This window comes from Gulosibacter molinativorax (assembly GCF_003010915.2).
Taxonomy (GTDB): domain Bacteria; phylum Actinomycetota; class Actinomycetes; order Actinomycetales; family Microbacteriaceae; genus Gulosibacter; species Gulosibacter molinativorax.
Window position 1 is genome coordinate 1608586 of the sequence record NZ_CP028426.1, and the last position, 13471, is coordinate 1622056.

Genomic DNA, 13471 nt, shown 5'->3' on the forward strand with positions numbered 1-13471 from the left:
TGCTGTCTCTCGGACTGTGGCACTTTTTCAAGGGGAATCGCGGGGCGTGGTGGCAGCAATAACAAGCGCCGCTGAACAGTCGGAGTCGGGCTTTAAAGCCATTCAATCCGATCCGCCGACCAGGACTTCCCGTGGACCTCACGCACGAGCGCGGGATCGATGAGCCGAGACGCAAGCGCTGCAGCCAGTGCCACCGTGGGATAGTCGGCGCAATGCTCCACGGGTTTGCTCAGCTTGACGTAGCCGGTTCCCCAAGTCGACGGAACAGCAAATCGTTCGAATGGTTCCATCTTGCGGCGACGACGTTCGGTATCGATCGCGAGACTCAGCGCTGTTCCGTCGATGTCTTGTGTGACAGCGAAGACCACGATGTCGACGAGATCCTTCTCGCGACTAGAGGGTCGTCCGTCATAGTCAGCCATTGTTGCGCAAACCTTATTCGTGTCGAGCGATGAGTCAACTTGCGCCGCTTTCTTCGCGACTTCCTTGATCGCTGCTTCCACACCGCGAGCGGAGGAGTATGGCTCGGGTGACTCCATCACCCTGCCGCTTCTAAGTATTTGGCAACGACGAGCGCACTCAGTTTCGGATCATCCAAGATCCTTCGCGCGACGGAGTCAAGATCGAGGCCAGCAATCTCCATAAGATGCTCTAGCACTGCACCACCGTCATGTCGTTTGAACCCGTTGCGTTCGGCAAGCGGGCTGAACAGGTCTCGCAGGCGATCAAAGTCCAGCGGTTGCTTCCTCACCGCTGAACCCAGCGCATCAGCGACAAGACTCAACTCCCCCATTTCTTCAAGAAGGTCCGCCAGGGTTCGTTCCAATGTCATCACCGGAAGCCCCTTGGCCAGGGTGACGTCGCGGTCTTCGAGGATGCGCTGCCGATAGCGAATCTCAGCGCGTTGTGTCTGACGACGTTGGCGTGTCACAAACTCATGACGATTGGCCCACAGATCTCCGACACCATGCAGCAGCGCCGCCGACGAACTCGCCACCACAACGCCGTCCTTCAGATCACCCAGACGCTCTTCAGCCAGAAGCTTGGGTTCGGCACTGAGCCAGGCTGCTCTAAGATCTTCAAACTCGTCACTAGGGGCACCGGCATCTCGATAGACACCATGCGCGAGCCGCTCCAGATGCCCCGCAGCCGCGAGGCGAGCCAGCGCGAGACGGGGAATCCCGAGCGCGCCCGCCTGCGCCGTCGTCACCATTCCCCACTGCGAGGCGGTGACGTCAGCGATCAATCTCAGCACGTCACTATACTTCATACTTGAATTGTATCTATCTAAGTGAAACAATTCAAGATTTTCCCCGAGGCAGAGGCTCAACGGCCAATCACGCACTGCGCGCCCGGCGGAAAGATTCAACGCAGCTCGCCCACAGCAACTCAAGTTCGCGCAACCGTGGCCAACTAGCCTGATAGGGTAAAAAACACATCCCTCGGCGGAGCAGGATTCGGTCCTGTGAGTCTTGCCTCCGGCCTCATTCGCAGAGTTAGGAGCACTCATGAAAGCTTGGCACTTCACCGGAACCCACCAGCCATTCACCAAGGTCGAGGTCGACCAGCCGACTCCCGGCCCCGGCCAGATCCTGATCCAGACCAAGGCAGCCGGCATCTGCCACTCTGACGTGGGCATCCTTGAAGACGAGAAGTGGCTCGACATCATGGAGCTCCCCGCGATCCCCGGCCACGAGATCGCTGGCACGGTCGTGGCCGTGGGCGACGACAACACCGGCTACGCCGAAGGCGACAATGTCTGCGTCTGGCCGATGGGTACCGCGGGCAAGGCCTACGGATACTCTCGCGGTGGCGGCTGGGGCGAGTACGTCGTCGCCGACATCGAAGACGTCCTGCGCATCCCCGAAGGCGTCTCGTTCGAACTCGCGGCCGCAGCGACCGACGCGGGCATGACCTCGTACGGCGCGGTCGTCGAGGCCGGCAAGCTGCAGAAGGGCGAGAAGGTCGGCATCATCGGCTTCGGTGGTCTCGGACAGATCGGTGCCCGCATCGCGTTCCTCGAGGGCGCCGAGGTCTACGTCGCCGAGGTCAACGAGAACATCTGGGATGCGGCCTACGCCGCCGGTGCGACCAAGGTCGTCAAGGACATCACGGAACTCAGCGACATCGGACTGAATCTGATCGTCGACTTCGCGGGCTTTGGTACGACCACCGCTGGCGCGATCCAGGCGGTCGGTTACGAAGGACGCGTCGTGCAGATCGGCATGGGCAAGCTCGAGTCGACCATCGACACGTACCCGCTGATCATGAAGCACGTGACGCTGGTCGGTAACACGGGCGGCTCGCGCGACGCGATCGCGAATGTGTTGAAGTACATGGCCTCGGGCGATATCACCCCGGCCATCGAGAAGACCGACTTCGACGGCATCGCCGAGGGCGTTGACCGCCTGCACCGAGGCGAGGTCCGCGGCCGCCTCGTCGCGCTCTACTAAACCGATCACCGAATCTCAATAAAGGCGCCGGGCCAGGGCGTGGTACAGCCCTGGCCCGGCGCCCTTACTTTCCCGACAGCAAGCATGCGCTCATAGACTCGGCTCATGACCACGCACTTCTACACCGCCTCTTCCCTCGATGGGTTTATTGCCACCGAAGAGCACTCGCTGCAGTGGCTATTCGAGCAAGACTTCGACAGGGACGGCCCGATGGCCTATCCGAAGTTCATCGAGCGCATCGGTGCACTCGTCATGGGCGCGTCAACCTACGAGTGGCTACTGCGCAACCAGGAGTCGTGGGAGTACACCCAACCCACATGGGTATTCACGCACCGTGACCTCGCCGTCCCGGAGGGCGCCGACGTGCGCTTCACGAGCGGAAAACCGCGCGAGGCGTTTGACGACATCGAAACGTCAGCGCCGGGTAAAGATATTTGGGTAATGGGCGGCGGCGACCTCGCTGGGCAATTCGCCGAAGCGGGACTGCTCGACGAGATCTGGGTGCAGTTCGCATCCGTGACTCTTGGTTCAGGCCAACCGCTGTTCACCCGTCCGCTCAAGCTCGAACTCCTCGAAGTCGCTCGCAACCGCGACTTCGTCTGCGCCCACCATCGCGTGGTGAAGGACCACTAACCAGGCACCGGGACGTGCTACAGTCGCTCCCACGTTCAAGAGTCGTGACGCTAAGTACCTGGCTAGTCACGCGACAACCCGAATCCATCGATTCCCGGGTGTCCCAGGGGAAGAACGGGCTCACGAGTACTCGTGATGCAAGGTTCGATGGGGCGATGCCCCGGAGAGGGGCATTTCTTATGTCCACACAACAGGAATCATTCGGTATCGAGCCTGGATGGTGGAGGCAGCTAGAGCTTCGCCACACAGGCATGATCACGGCCGGTCAACTAGACCCGCGAGCACACCAGGCAGCCCTCGACGTTCTGAGGAGTCATCCGCCAATCGCATTCAGTGGCGACGAGGCGGGCCAGACGTTGAACGCCGAGGACCTAGCGGGGCTTATGGGGCAGGCACGTGAGCAAACTGAGCGCGAGCTCCTCAAAGAGCGGGATGCGGCCGCCAAAGAGCAGCGCAGGCTCGGCTGGCAGCGAGTAGAGGATGCGCTGACCGCGGACGACGCAAACGAAACGATCAGCGAGGGTCGCTGGGCTGGATTCAGCCGAGGCGAAGCGAGAGCGTGGTGCTGGAGCCTCTTCGAGTATGAGCCACACGGCTTCGTGCACCCCGGCTCACAGCTACGCCACGAATCGCTACAGCAGCTACAGTCCGGGGCGTTCCCCGAAGTGTTCGGTTACCCCGAGCGAGCTTGCGCGCTTGCCGATCGGGGGCTCACCCCGCGCGAATATCGCCGCTACAAGGAGTTGTTAGGACGTTCCTGATCTCCTCGGCCGGCACACCAAGCGGGCAGTGCCGCTCGAGCATACTCAGAATGGTTGCCCCGGTGCTCCAAAGCATTCGGGGGCAGCCCCATCGAACGTCACTTGCTAAAGGTCCGAATAGCCGGAACATTTCACGTCCAGTCTTCGTGGCCGTGGCGAGAGTTTGGCCCGGGTCGGGATACCGCAATCTAATTTTCATTGTTCGACTTCTGCTGCGCCATCGCGCGAAGCCTTCGCTGAACTTCAGGTGGCGTCACAGAAACAAGCCTCTGACCATCCAGTTTCGGATAGAGTGGCCGATCCCGACTGAAGATTGTGGAGTGATGCATATCCGGCACACCCTTATTCCAGAGATGCAGCTTCGATTCATGGGTGAACGAGCCCCGAACCGCATCGATTGCGCCACCCGTAATCCATCCAAAATCAGAATGCTCGATGAGCTGATATTCGACCGCCCGGGATACGCAAGCTGCAACCCAATCGGCAAACTGGATATTCGCACTTACGGCACTATCGAGATGCATCGGCGGCTCGACGATCCGCAGCATCTCCTCGAACTCACCCGAACGACTAAACATGTGGGCGTACATCGTGGGCATCCGTTCAATACGCTGTTTCTCGTTTACCTGATCCATCATCACAAGCAGATGATTGTGACGACTCTCAGCGTGGCGCGCAAGACGGTTCAGCGTCTCCTTCATGGCCATGGCCTCACGGGCATCCGTGTCTAGGTGAGTCTGGTTCGGCGTCCCAAGTGGTTTCTCATCGATGTAGTAGAAGAGGTTTCCACCGACCGAGCGGAGCCGCCGCACCAGTGCGCTAAAAACGCGGATCTGCTGAGGATACTTGTCGAGAGTTACCCTACGGAAGATCGCAGAGCCTTTCTTCTCCCATTGTGCGGGTCGGTCGCTGGCGGCGATTTCGGTGGCGTAGACCTTCCGCTTCTCCTCGGCAAACCAACTACCGAAACGTCGAGCTTCGGGAGCTGGCACGACGAATCCCGCATAGCCGAAGGCAGGACTGGTATTAAATCGGGAATGATCCTTCGACACGAACGCGCCGGTCTCGCCAACCTCGTCAAGATACGCCAGAAGCATGCATCCATCTTGTCCGCAGCCTCCGACACGAAAGCCCGCGCTCTCGCGCGGGCTTTCCGAATCGGCGCTCAGAGACCTATTTCATTCTCCGCTACCGGAAACCATGCTAGCCACTTTCGTTGTTAACCGCCAAGCTCCGACAAGACTCACTTCAAGTGCCCGCGAAACACCCTCGATGCCTCACATAAAAAGGCCCGTGAAACGGTGACGCTCAAGGCATGGGAAGTGAGTTGTCAATGGCCGCCCGAATAGAGATCACCCGGAAGTATGCCCGGCAGTACGCCAACGCCTCGAAAAAGGACCGTGGCCGGCTGTTGGACGAGGTCGTCGCGGTCACGGGCTGGTCCCGCGATAACGCCCGACGCCGACTCGCGAAAGCCTCCAAACCAGGACCACGGGCCGTTACGACCGAACGCAAACCACGGCCACGGAAGTATTCCTACGACGCGACCAAGGTACTGCAGCGGGTGTGGGCCGCGACCGGCGGCCAGTGCGGCAAATACCTCGCCGTCTCCATGCCACTACAGCTCGATGCCCTCGAACGCCACCACGAACTCGTTCACGGCCAGCAGCGGTACTCGCCCGACGTACGCGAAGAGTTGCTCGCGATGAGCGCGGCCACGATCGACCGGTACCTCGCCCCGGCCCGCGCCAGCGACCCGCTGCGCGGGATCAGCACCACAAAACCCTCACCCTTGCTGCGTTCCTCGATCCAGATCCGCAAAGCCGGTGACGAAGTCGAGGACGAGCCCGGGTTCTTCGAGGGCGACACCGTCGCGCACTGCGGCCCCACGCTGAAGGGCGAGTTCGCACGGACATTGAACCTGACCGACATGCGCACGGGGTGGGGGTTCACCCGCTCGATCCGGAACAACGCGACTATCCACATCCTCGCCGCGCTCGACGCAGGTGTCACCAGCATCCCGTTCGAAGTCACCGGCTTAGACTTCGATAACGGCAGCGAGTTCATCAACCACGAAGTGATCGGTTGGGCCGCGGACCGGAAGATTTTCTTCACCCGCTCACGCCCGTATAAGAAAAACGATCAGGCCACGATCGAGTCGAAGAACAACCATCTCGTGCGGCACTACGGCTTCTACTGGCGGTATGACACCCCCGAAGCGCTGACGCTACTGAACCAGCTGTGGCCGCTGGTCAATGACCGGTTGAACTATTTCACACCCACGATCAAACCCACCGGCTACAGCACCGACCGCGTCGGCCGCCGCAAACGGGTGTACGACGACCCGCGAACCCCGTTCGATCGGCTCCTGGACGCGGAAGTGCTCGCTCCCGCGCAGATCGCGGAATTGACCGCGTACCGCGACAGCCTGAACCCCGCCGAACTCGCCCGCCGGATCGTGTCCCTCCAACGCCGGTTGACCGGCCTCGCGCAGCGCCCGACGCTGGAGTTGGAAGCCGCGACCGTGAAGCCACTGCCTGACACCAGTCGTGGGGTGCGTCGCAAAGCGAGCTAACCCGTGCCCGCGAAACCCTGGCCCGGGTTGGGCACGATTTCGCGGGCATTCACAAGTGAGGCATGGAGATCATTTCGCGGGCATATTGACATGAGGCATCTCGAGCTCAAGGACCGCCTTTCGACAGACTCAAGGATCGACAGGCTCAAGGATCGAGGCCCCTTAGAAGTCCCAGTTCTCGTCGTTGGTCGCGTGATCATGCGGAATCTCAGGGATTGCAGCGGGGCCGTGCCCTCTGCGTGCCACTTTGAGTTTTCTGAGGTCTTTCCCGCGTGTGGCACGTTTCTAGGGTAGCCATCCACGGCGAGAGCGGCAACGGTGGTGCCCTCACTGCCCATCATCGCCCTCCATTCCCATCGTGAAGGCAACCTCTGCGTTTCCCGGTGCGCCCGCTAGTGGGCCCCGTCGATGCGGAGCACACGGCGTTCGCAACTCGCTACAGGACAGTGGCACCAAAGAGAGAGCCAACCAAGAAGGTCGCGCCGAGCGCCAAAGCGCCACCGATCACCGTGCGAAGTACCGCACGCCACCGTCGTGCGCCGCCGATCCATGCCGCAACATAGCCGGTGATCGCCAACGCGAAAATTGTCGCGGCAAACGTCCAGATGATCCGTTCCGGGTGCGGCAAGAAGAGGATCGTAGCCATTGGCAGTAACGCACCGAGAATGAAGGCGACCGCCGACGCAAGCGCCGCATGCCACGGGCTGACGACGTCGTCCTGATCGATATTCAGCTCGACGGCCAGGTGTGCCGCTAGTGCATCCTTTTCGGTCAGCTCGGATGCCGCGAGCGTCGCCGTCTCCCGACTCAACCCTCGGGCTTCGAACAGACCGACAAGTTCGATGAACTCAGCGTCTGGATCTGTGGCTAACTCTCCGCGTTCCTTCTCGATCAACGCATGCTCAGTATCGCGCTGGCTTGACACAGAGACGTACTCGCCAAGCGCCATCGAGATCGCACCACCCACCAAGGCTGCCGATCCGGCCAGCAAGACCGGGAGTGCTCCCGCCGTCGCGCTAGCGACACCGACGACCACGGCCGCCGTCGAAACGATACCGTCGTTTGCCCCAAGGACACCTGCGCGAAGCCAGTTCAGGCGCTGCGCCAGGCCCGCACGGTGCGGCTCATCCAAATGTTGTGACGAATCGTCGACGGTCATACGGCTACGGTATACGGTGCCTTGAGTCACCTACACCGCGCATCGCGTCGCATGGACGGGGTCCGCCAAGGCGCTCTTGCCGACGCACTGTCGGTAAGATGAGTGCATGGAAATTCTCAAGAATGTTGTCCTTGCAGTGCACATCATCGGTGTCGTCGCACTTCTTGGCGGTGTCGTCTATCAAGTGAAGCCAATGCGGGAGCACACGGCTCGCGTGCTCCCGGCGATGATGCATGGTGCGTGGACGATGCTGGTAACGGGCATCGTGCTTGTCGGATTGCAGTATCCGCTGGGCAACGACGTGAATAACATGAAGATCAGCGCGAAGCTGCTGTTGCTTGTAGCGATCATTGTCATCGCTCTGATGAACAGGAAGAAGGAGTCGGTTGCGGCGTGGGTCTTGCCCACGATCGGCGTGCTCACCGTTGTCAACGTCCTCTTGGCGACGGTTTGGCGGTAGTGAGACCATAGGGCGACTACGCGCCGGATCAGCGTGCAGTCGCGATTCGAACGAAAGAAGATTGGTGACCAATGCCTAAGATCACCGCTCCCACCGTCGCCGAGCACCGCGCCTCGCAACGCGAAGCTCTCATAATTGCCGGCGAAAACATCCTGCGATCCGGTGGCTTGGCGAAGTTCTCGCCGACCAGTGTGAGCGAACGCGCTGGCATCGCACGTTCGAGCTTCTACGACTATTTTCCCTCCAAGGATGACCTCCTGGTCTCGATCGCCATCAGCGCAATGGAGCGCTGGGATGCCGAGATTGAAGAGGAGTTGCATGCCGTTGAGCCCGGGACTGCCAAGCTTCAGGCCTTCGTCGCTGCAACGATGCGCATGACTGCTGACGGCGAGCATGAGATTGCGGCGATCGTGAGAGAGGCCGATCTCACTCCGAGCAAGGTCGACGAGCTCATGGCCCTCCACGACGCGCTATTCAGGCCGGTGATCCGCGTACTCACCGGCCTCGGCATGGACTCCTCGCAAACCTCAATCATCCTCATCCACGGCGTCCTCAACGCTGGGGTCCAACTGGTCGCGCACGGCGTCGACCACGAGCAAGTTGCCGCCGACGTTTTTCGGCTCCTCACACAGGGGCTCATCACCTGAGTTGAGGAACTGCCTGCTGTGTGGTGCCGATTTGGCACAGCGGGATCGAGATGAAATACTTGCGACCGAAAGTTCCGACAGTGTGTCGGTAAAATCCCGATCAAAGGTCTCCCATGTTTCTTGCTCTGCGCGAGCTGCGTTTTGCGCGTGGCCGATTCGCGCTCATGGGTACAGTGATCGCACTGATCTCCGTGCTCGTCGTCCTCCTTTCCGGTCTCTCCTCCGGCCTCGTCAATGACGGTGTTTCCGGCCTCAAGGCCATGCCCGCGACGGCCTTCGCGTTTGACGAAGGCACAATGAAGGACAATGCCTTCAGCCGATCCGTCATCGACGATGAGCAACTCAAAACCTGGCAGAACGCCGACGATGTTGCCGCCGCCGAGCCGATGGGAGTCAACATCGTCAACGGCGTGACTGACGACGGAACTCAGATTGATTTGACGCTGTTCGGTGTCGAACCAGGCGGTTTCCTCTCGCCTGTCGTGTCAACCGGTGAGCAACTTGGTGCAGTGGCGGGGATCATCGTCTCGGAGCCGCTGCGCGATGAGGGTATCGAACTCGGCACGGTGGTGATTCTGGATCGGCTTGATCTTGAATTGACCGTGATCGGATTCACAGAGGGTCAGGCAACCTTCGGGCATGTCGACGTCGCTTACCTCCCGATTGATACCTGGCGCCTCATGGCCGCAGGGCTCGCAGAACCTGGAGCGCCGACTCCGGATCAGATCGACGAGATGGACTTTGGTTACGCGAGTGTCGTCGCGATCCTGGCCGAGGAAGGCGCCAACATCGACTTTGCCACCATCGACGTGACAGCCGAGACGACCACGATGACTCTGACGGAGTCGTTCAATGCCTCCCCGGGGTACGAAGCGGAAACGCTGACATTGAGCATGATTCAGTTCTTCCTGTACGCCATCTGCGCGCTGGTGGTCGGAGCGTTCTTCATGGTCTGGACCATTCAGCGCAGCCACGACATCGCTGTCCTTCGCGCGATGGGGGCCTCCAGCCGCTACCTGGTGCGCGACAGCCTCATCCAGGCGGCGATCCTCCTCGTCGGCTTCACCGTGGCCGGCGTCGCGGCCGGGATCGGAATGGGCGCCGCGATGCCGGATACGATGCCGTTCGATCTCGAGTTCGAGCCCATCGCCATCGCCTCCGGACTGACGATTCTGCTCGGCATGCTCGGTGCAACCATCGCCGTGCTACGCATCACCCGCATCGATCCGCTGCGCGCCCTGGGAGGGCAACGATGAACGACTACACGACTCCGAGCCTAGAAATCACCGACGCCGTCTTGGAACTCGGTGATGGCGAATCTCTGGTCAGGGCACTCGATGAAGTATCCCTCACGGTGATGCCCGGAGAGTTCGCTGCCATCGTCGGCCCCTCCGGCTCGGGCAAGTCCTCGCTGCTGGCGATCGCCGGGGCCATGGCGCGGCCTGACCGCGGCACGGTGCGAGTGCACGGCACCGACGTCAGCAAACTCTCCAAGAGCGCAACGACCCGTTTCCGCCTCCGCAATATCGGCTTCGTCTTCCAGTCCGGAAATCTCATCCCGTCCCTGACCGCAGCAGACCAGTTGCGCCTCGCCGGTCGACTCGCCGGTGACCGGCATGTGGACGTCGAAACACTCCTCGACTCTGTGGGGATGGCCCATCGCGCTAAGCATCGCCCGGGCCAACTGTCCGGCGGTGAGCGTCAGCGGGTCGGCATCGCCCGCGCACTCGTCAACACACCCAGCCTGCTCCTCGTCGACGAACCCACTGCCGCACTTGACCGCCAACGCGGCCACGAGGTCGTGGCGTTACTCGCCGACCGCGCGCACAACGCCAACGTCGCCGTGGTCATGGTCACACACGATCGCGAGGTACTAGAACATTGTGACCGTATCTTCGAGATGGTCGACGGGCGCTTGGGAGCTCACGCTCTCGTGAACTGACGAAGTGACTCCTACGATGGGCTGGAATCCGACCCGATATCCGGGTGTGCGCGGATTCCGTACTTCTGGGTAATCGGGTCGATGAAGACGTCAGGCTCTTGTGGCGGCCGCAAAGTGAACCGAAAAAATGCGGCGATCAGCCCCGCGAGAAACAGCGCTGCCAAAACGATGGTGGCTGACGTCGCCGCCAGTTGCTCGAGCACCAAGACGAAAAGCGTCTGCGCAAGGGCAATGATTACGAAGAACACGCCGATATCCAACCAAAGAACATTGCGCTTCGTGATCATCTTGTAGAGAAACACCAACCCCACCATACTTATCGGCAGTGAATACAGGGCGATAGTCGCTGCCGGAATGAAGGCTGGATACTGATAACCACCGGCCACAAACAAAATCACCTGAAGGAGCATCGTCGGCCAGACCGCAATCTTGATGTGCTCCCAATAGCTTTCATTCACTGCGCTGAAAATCGCAGCCTGAATTGCCCCGGGTTAAATAGAGAGTAGGAAACAGGAAAACGAGGAACTCTCTCTCATGCCCGCGAAATACTCTGACGAGCTGAAGGCCCGCGCGGTCGAACTCGTCCTTCACGCCCAAGCCGATCCCGCGACCGCGTCGGGCGCGGTGCGCCGCATCGCGGAAGAACTCGGGCTCAACAGCGAGACCCTGCGGGGTTGGGTCGGCGCCCACAAACGCTCCGGGAACAAGACTCCCGCCGAAACCGTCGACCTCGCCGCCGAGAACCGTAGGCTTCGGGCAGAGCTTGCGGAAACCAAACGCGCGAACGAGATCCTGAAGAAGGCCTCGGCTTTTTTCGCGGCGGAGCCAGGCCGCCCTTCGAAGTGATCGTCCGTTTCATTGACGAACACCGCCAGGAATATGGTGTCGAGCCAATCGTCCGCGCGCTCCAAACCACGCCCGCACGCATTGCCGCCAGTTCCTACTACGCATTCAAGAAGCGCCCCGAAAGCGCCCGCAAGCACCGTGACGCGCGGTTGAAAGTGATTCTGCGGCGGATCTGGGAAGAGAACTACTCCTGCTACGGCGCCCGCAAGCTCTGGCACGCGATCAATCGCGAACCTGGCGTCGAACCCGTCGCGCGCTGCACCGTGGAACGACTGATGCGCGAGATGGGGATCCGCGGGGTACAGCGGCGCAGGAAACGGCCCGCGACGAAGTCTGCAGACCCGGAAGCGTGTCCCACAGATCTGGTGGAGCGCGAGTTCACGGCGACCGAACCGAATACCCTCTGGGTCGCCGATATTACGTATATTCAGACGAGTGCAGGCTGGGTCTACGCGGCATTCGTTCTGGACGTGTGCACCCGGGAGATCGTGGGCTGGCAAGTCACGAACCACTTACGGGCATCGTTGGCTGCCGATGCGCTGCACATGGCGTTAGCGGCGCGGTTATGTGCCGGAGAATCCGTGACCGGCCTCACCCATCACAGCGATCGTGGAGTGCACTATCGTGCGATTCGCTATGCCGAAACCCTCGCGGAAAACGATGTGGTCGCGTCCGTCGGATCGAAAGGCGATTCCTATCGATAACGCGATGGCCGAGGCACTGAATTCCGAGTTCAAGGCCGAGCTGATCGACCGACAGCAATGGTCGGGTCTGATTGAAGTGATGGCAGCGACCTCGGAATGGGTGGGCTGGTACAACCAGCGCCGCCTCCACTCCGGCATCGGTTATCTCACCCCGAACGAGGTCCACGCACAGCATCAACCAATGGTGCTTGCCGCATAGAAAACCAAGAAAAGGAACTCTCTACCAAACCCGGGGCTTGACAGTCCATCAGTTGGGAATCCCGCTGCGACGTCGACAGTGTCGCTGGGCATCCCAAAGTAGACACCAAATGGTGGTCCAACGACTTGCCGACCTTGTCGATTGGCTGCGTCCATCGTGGCCTCAAAAGCGCGCCCAAAAACGGCTGAAGCGCATTCATTGGCACGTTATCGCGCACAACCGCGCAGTTCAACGCCTCTCGCGAAACCAGCTGGGGAACTGTTGCCGACTCATTCATTCGTGTCCTCCTCGTTGAGAGACCCGCCTCGCTCTCAGTCGAGGCCCTTGGGTCGCGCTCTCTGCATCGTAGTGAGCGACTTCGGGAATGCGCTGCCAAGATTTTTCGGCTCAGCGCTTGACAAGCGATATACCCCGAGGGTATATTTGACACACCAAACGAAATACCCCCTGGGGTATCCATCCGGGGAGCGAAAGAGGTATCAAATGTGTCGAGCGGTTACTTGCCGAACTTGCGGAAAAACGACCTGGGCCGGATGCGGTCAGCACATCGCGTCGGTAAAGGCGAGCGTGCCTTCGTCGCAGTGGTGCAACGGAAAGCACACCCAGGCGGAAATTGACGCAGCAAAGGCCGAAAGCGGCGGTTTTTTCTCACGCCTCTTTGGTCGCTAACCGAAACTCGGAACGGATCGAATTATGGCAACCACGGACTTGAAGCAAGACACGTTCGCAGAGATCGTGAACGCTGAAGGAATCGTCTTCGTCGACTTCTGGGCAGCCTGGTGCGGCCCGTGTCGGGCGTTTGCGCCGATTTTCGAAAGCGCCTCCGAACAGCACCCTGACATTGTCTTCGGCAAAGTGGACACCGAAGCGGAGCGAGGACTCGCGAGCGAGTTCCGCATTACCTCCATCCCGACACTGATGGTATTCCGAGACGGAATCCTGGTGTATGCCCAGCCCGGAGCGCTCGCGCGGCCCCAACTTGATCAGCTCATTCAGGGTGCACGCGACCTCGACATGGATGATGTGCGCATGCAAGTGGCCGAGCGCACGGCAAACCAACCTTCATAAAATCCAACAAATCTCCAGTACATG

General features: G+C 60.5%; 18 protein-coding genes, 1 riboswitch and 1 other annotated feature. Of the genes, 13 read left to right on the forward strand and 5 right to left on the reverse strand.

Translation table 11 applies throughout. The features are described 5' to 3' along the window. Window positions 1–92: 92 nt before the first annotated feature. Entirely contained in the window at window positions 93–503 is a 411-nt protein-coding gene (locus GMOLON4_RS07630; RefSeq protein WP_026936243.1) for a hypothetical protein, read from the reverse strand. Window positions 504–538: 35 nt separating this feature from the next. Next, on the reverse strand, window positions 539–1270 hold the full coding sequence (locus GMOLON4_RS07635) for a type IV toxin-antitoxin system AbiEi family antitoxin domain-containing protein (protein ID WP_051266371.1): 732 nt from the start codon (window positions 1268–1270) through the stop codon (window positions 539–541). 238 nt (window positions 1271–1508) lie between these two features. On the opposite strand from GMOLON4_RS07635, the gene GMOLON4_RS07640 reads away from it, so the two are divergent. The 3 genes from GMOLON4_RS07640 to GMOLON4_RS07650 all read left to right on the forward strand — a co-directional run bounded on the left by GMOLON4_RS07640 (window position 1509) and on the right by GMOLON4_RS07650 (window position 3847). Next, entirely contained in the window at window positions 1509–2453 is a 945-nt protein-coding gene (locus GMOLON4_RS07640) for a zinc-binding dehydrogenase (RefSeq protein WP_026936242.1), read from the forward strand. 105 nt (window positions 2454–2558) lie between these two features. Further along, the gene (locus GMOLON4_RS07645; protein WP_026936241.1) at window positions 2559–3086 is read left to right on the forward strand and encodes a dihydrofolate reductase family protein; all 528 of its coding nucleotides are present in this window, start codon (window positions 2559–2561) and stop codon (window positions 3084–3086) included. A 33-nt stretch (window positions 3087–3119) separates the two neighbouring features. Further along, window positions 3120–3236, forward strand: a riboswitch (SAM riboswitch). A gap of 29 nt (window positions 3237–3265) precedes the next feature. Then, window positions 3266–3847, forward strand: coding sequence for a hypothetical protein (locus GMOLON4_RS07650; protein WP_146137573.1), 582 nt, complete (start codon window positions 3266–3268; stop codon window positions 3845–3847). Window positions 3848–4035: 188 nt separating this feature from the next. Here the strand turns inward: GMOLON4_RS07650 and GMOLON4_RS07655 are convergent, their stop codons facing one another. After that, on the reverse strand, window positions 4036–4944 hold the full coding sequence (locus GMOLON4_RS07655) for a DUF3800 domain-containing protein (RefSeq protein ID WP_106486720.1): 909 nt from the start codon (window positions 4942–4944) through the stop codon (window positions 4036–4038). Between the two features lie 236 nt (window positions 4945–5180). On the opposite strand from GMOLON4_RS07655, the gene GMOLON4_RS07660 reads away from it, so the two are divergent. Then, window positions 5181–6422, forward strand: a complete 1242-nt coding sequence (locus tag GMOLON4_RS07660) for a DDE-type integrase/transposase/recombinase (RefSeq protein ID WP_181244158.1) — start codon at window positions 5181–5183, stop codon at window positions 6420–6422. 436 nt (window positions 6423–6858) lie between these two features. On the opposite strand, the gene GMOLON4_RS07665 is transcribed toward GMOLON4_RS07660, so the two are convergent. Beyond that, entirely contained in the window at window positions 6859–7581 is a 723-nt protein-coding gene (locus GMOLON4_RS07665; RefSeq protein WP_026937730.1) for a VIT1/CCC1 transporter family protein, read from the reverse strand. A 106-nt stretch (window positions 7582–7687) separates the two neighbouring features. Here GMOLON4_RS07665 and GMOLON4_RS07670 point away from each other — a divergent pair, with 106 nt between their 5' ends. The 4 genes from GMOLON4_RS07670 (at window position 7688) to GMOLON4_RS07685 (ending at window position 10630) form a co-directional block, all read left to right on the forward strand. After that, window positions 7688–8041 (forward strand): hypothetical protein, encoded by a 354-nt coding sequence (locus tag GMOLON4_RS07670; protein WP_015772015.1) that lies wholly within the window; start codon window positions 7688–7690, stop codon window positions 8039–8041. 71 nt (window positions 8042–8112) lie between these two features. Then, window positions 8113–8688 carry a TetR/AcrR family transcriptional regulator gene (locus GMOLON4_RS07675; RefSeq protein ID WP_051267339.1) on the forward strand — a complete coding sequence of 192 codons (576 nt, stop codon included), beginning with the start codon at window positions 8113–8115 and terminating at the stop codon, window positions 8686–8688. 113 nt (window positions 8689–8801) lie between these two features. Further along, a complete protein-coding gene (locus GMOLON4_RS07680) occupies window positions 8802–9944 on the forward strand; it encodes an ABC transporter permease (protein WP_026937731.1) in 1143 nt (380 codons plus the stop codon). Beyond that, the gene (locus tag GMOLON4_RS07685) at window positions 9941–10630 is read left to right on the forward strand and encodes an ABC transporter ATP-binding protein (RefSeq protein WP_026937732.1); all 690 of its coding nucleotides are present in this window, start codon (window positions 9941–9943) and stop codon (window positions 10628–10630) included. The genes GMOLON4_RS07680 and GMOLON4_RS07685 overlap by 4 nt, the downstream gene beginning before the upstream one ends. Before the next feature lie 11 nt (window positions 10631–10641). On the opposite strand, the gene GMOLON4_RS07690 is transcribed toward GMOLON4_RS07685, so the two are convergent. After that, window positions 10642–11088: a DUF6512 family protein gene (locus GMOLON4_RS07690; RefSeq protein ID WP_181244137.1), complete on the reverse strand. Its 447-nt coding sequence runs from the start codon at window positions 11086–11088 to the stop codon at window positions 10642–10644. 76 nt (window positions 11089–11164) lie between these two features. On the opposite strand from GMOLON4_RS07690, the gene GMOLON4_RS07695 reads away from it, so the two are divergent. The 5 genes from GMOLON4_RS07695 to trxA all read left to right on the forward strand — a co-directional run bounded on the left by GMOLON4_RS07695 (window position 11165) and on the right by trxA (window position 13447). Further along, window positions 11165–11476: a transposase gene (locus GMOLON4_RS07695; protein WP_026937733.1), complete on the forward strand. Its 312-nt coding sequence runs from the start codon at window positions 11165–11167 to the stop codon at window positions 11474–11476. Continuing rightward, window positions 11437–11540 (forward strand) — a sequence feature (AL1L pseudoknot). (Overlaps the previous gene by 40 nt.) Further along, a complete protein-coding gene (locus GMOLON4_RS07700; protein WP_084147674.1) occupies window positions 11473–12180 on the forward strand; it encodes an IS3 family transposase in 708 nt (235 codons plus the stop codon). It overlaps the preceding feature by 68 nt. The genes GMOLON4_RS07695 and GMOLON4_RS07700 overlap by 4 nt, the downstream gene beginning before the upstream one ends. Before the next feature lie 4 nt (window positions 12181–12184). Next, window positions 12185–12379 (forward strand): integrase core domain-containing protein, encoded by a 195-nt coding sequence (locus GMOLON4_RS07705; RefSeq protein WP_169516544.1) that lies wholly within the window; start codon window positions 12185–12187, stop codon window positions 12377–12379. 483 nt (window positions 12380–12862) lie between these two features. Continuing rightward, complete coding sequence (locus GMOLON4_RS16485) at window positions 12863–13048, forward strand: hypothetical protein (protein WP_084147678.1); 186 nt, start codon at window positions 12863–12865, stop codon at window positions 13046–13048. A gap of 24 nt (window positions 13049–13072) precedes the next feature. Beyond that, window positions 13073–13447, forward strand: a complete 375-nt coding sequence (trxA, locus tag GMOLON4_RS07715; RefSeq protein WP_026937734.1) for a thioredoxin — start codon at window positions 13073–13075, stop codon at window positions 13445–13447. The last annotated feature ends 24 nt before the right edge of the window (window positions 13448–13471 follow it).

Bases quoted from the DNA above. Each gene is read 5' to 3' on its own strand.
- GMOLON4_RS07635 (WP_051266371.1), bottom strand. From the start codon at position 1,270: ATGAAGTATAGTGACGTGCTGAGATTGATCGCTGACGTCACCGCCTCG.
- GMOLON4_RS07640 (WP_026936242.1), top strand. From the start codon at position 1,509: ATGAAAGCTTGGCACTTCACCGGAACCCACCAGCCATTCACCAAGGTC.
- GMOLON4_RS07645 (WP_026936241.1), top strand. From the start codon at position 2,559: ATGACCACGCACTTCTACACCGCCTCTTCCCTCGATGGGTTTATTGCC.
- GMOLON4_RS07650 (WP_146137573.1), top strand. From the start codon at position 3,266: ATGTCCACACAACAGGAATCATTCGGTATCGAGCCTGGATGGTGGAGG.
- GMOLON4_RS07655 (WP_106486720.1), bottom strand. From the start codon at position 4,944: ATGCTTCTGGCGTATCTTGACGAGGTTGGCGAGACCGGCGCGTTCGTG.
- GMOLON4_RS07660 (WP_181244158.1), top strand. From the start codon at position 5,181: ATGGCCGCCCGAATAGAGATCACCCGGAAGTATGCCCGGCAGTACGCC.
- GMOLON4_RS07665 (WP_026937730.1), bottom strand. From the start codon at position 7,581: ATGACCGTCGACGATTCGTCACAACATTTGGATGAGCCGCACCGTGCG.
- GMOLON4_RS07670 (WP_015772015.1), top strand. From the start codon at position 7,688: ATGGAAATTCTCAAGAATGTTGTCCTTGCAGTGCACATCATCGGTGTC.
- GMOLON4_RS07675 (WP_051267339.1), top strand. From the start codon at position 8,113: ATGCCTAAGATCACCGCTCCCACCGTCGCCGAGCACCGCGCCTCGCAA.
- GMOLON4_RS07680 (WP_026937731.1), top strand. From the start codon at position 8,802: ATGTTTCTTGCTCTGCGCGAGCTGCGTTTTGCGCGTGGCCGATTCGCG.
- GMOLON4_RS07685 (WP_026937732.1), top strand. From the start codon at position 9,941: ATGAACGACTACACGACTCCGAGCCTAGAAATCACCGACGCCGTCTTG.
- GMOLON4_RS07695 (WP_026937733.1), top strand. From the start codon at position 11,165: ATGCCCGCGAAATACTCTGACGAGCTGAAGGCCCGCGCGGTCGAACTC.
- GMOLON4_RS07705 (WP_169516544.1), top strand. From the start codon at position 12,185: ATGGCCGAGGCACTGAATTCCGAGTTCAAGGCCGAGCTGATCGACCGA.
- GMOLON4_RS16485 (WP_084147678.1), top strand. From the start codon at position 12,863: ATGTGTCGAGCGGTTACTTGCCGAACTTGCGGAAAAACGACCTGGGCC.
- trxA (WP_026937734.1), top strand. From the start codon at position 13,073: ATGGCAACCACGGACTTGAAGCAAGACACGTTCGCAGAGATCGTGAAC.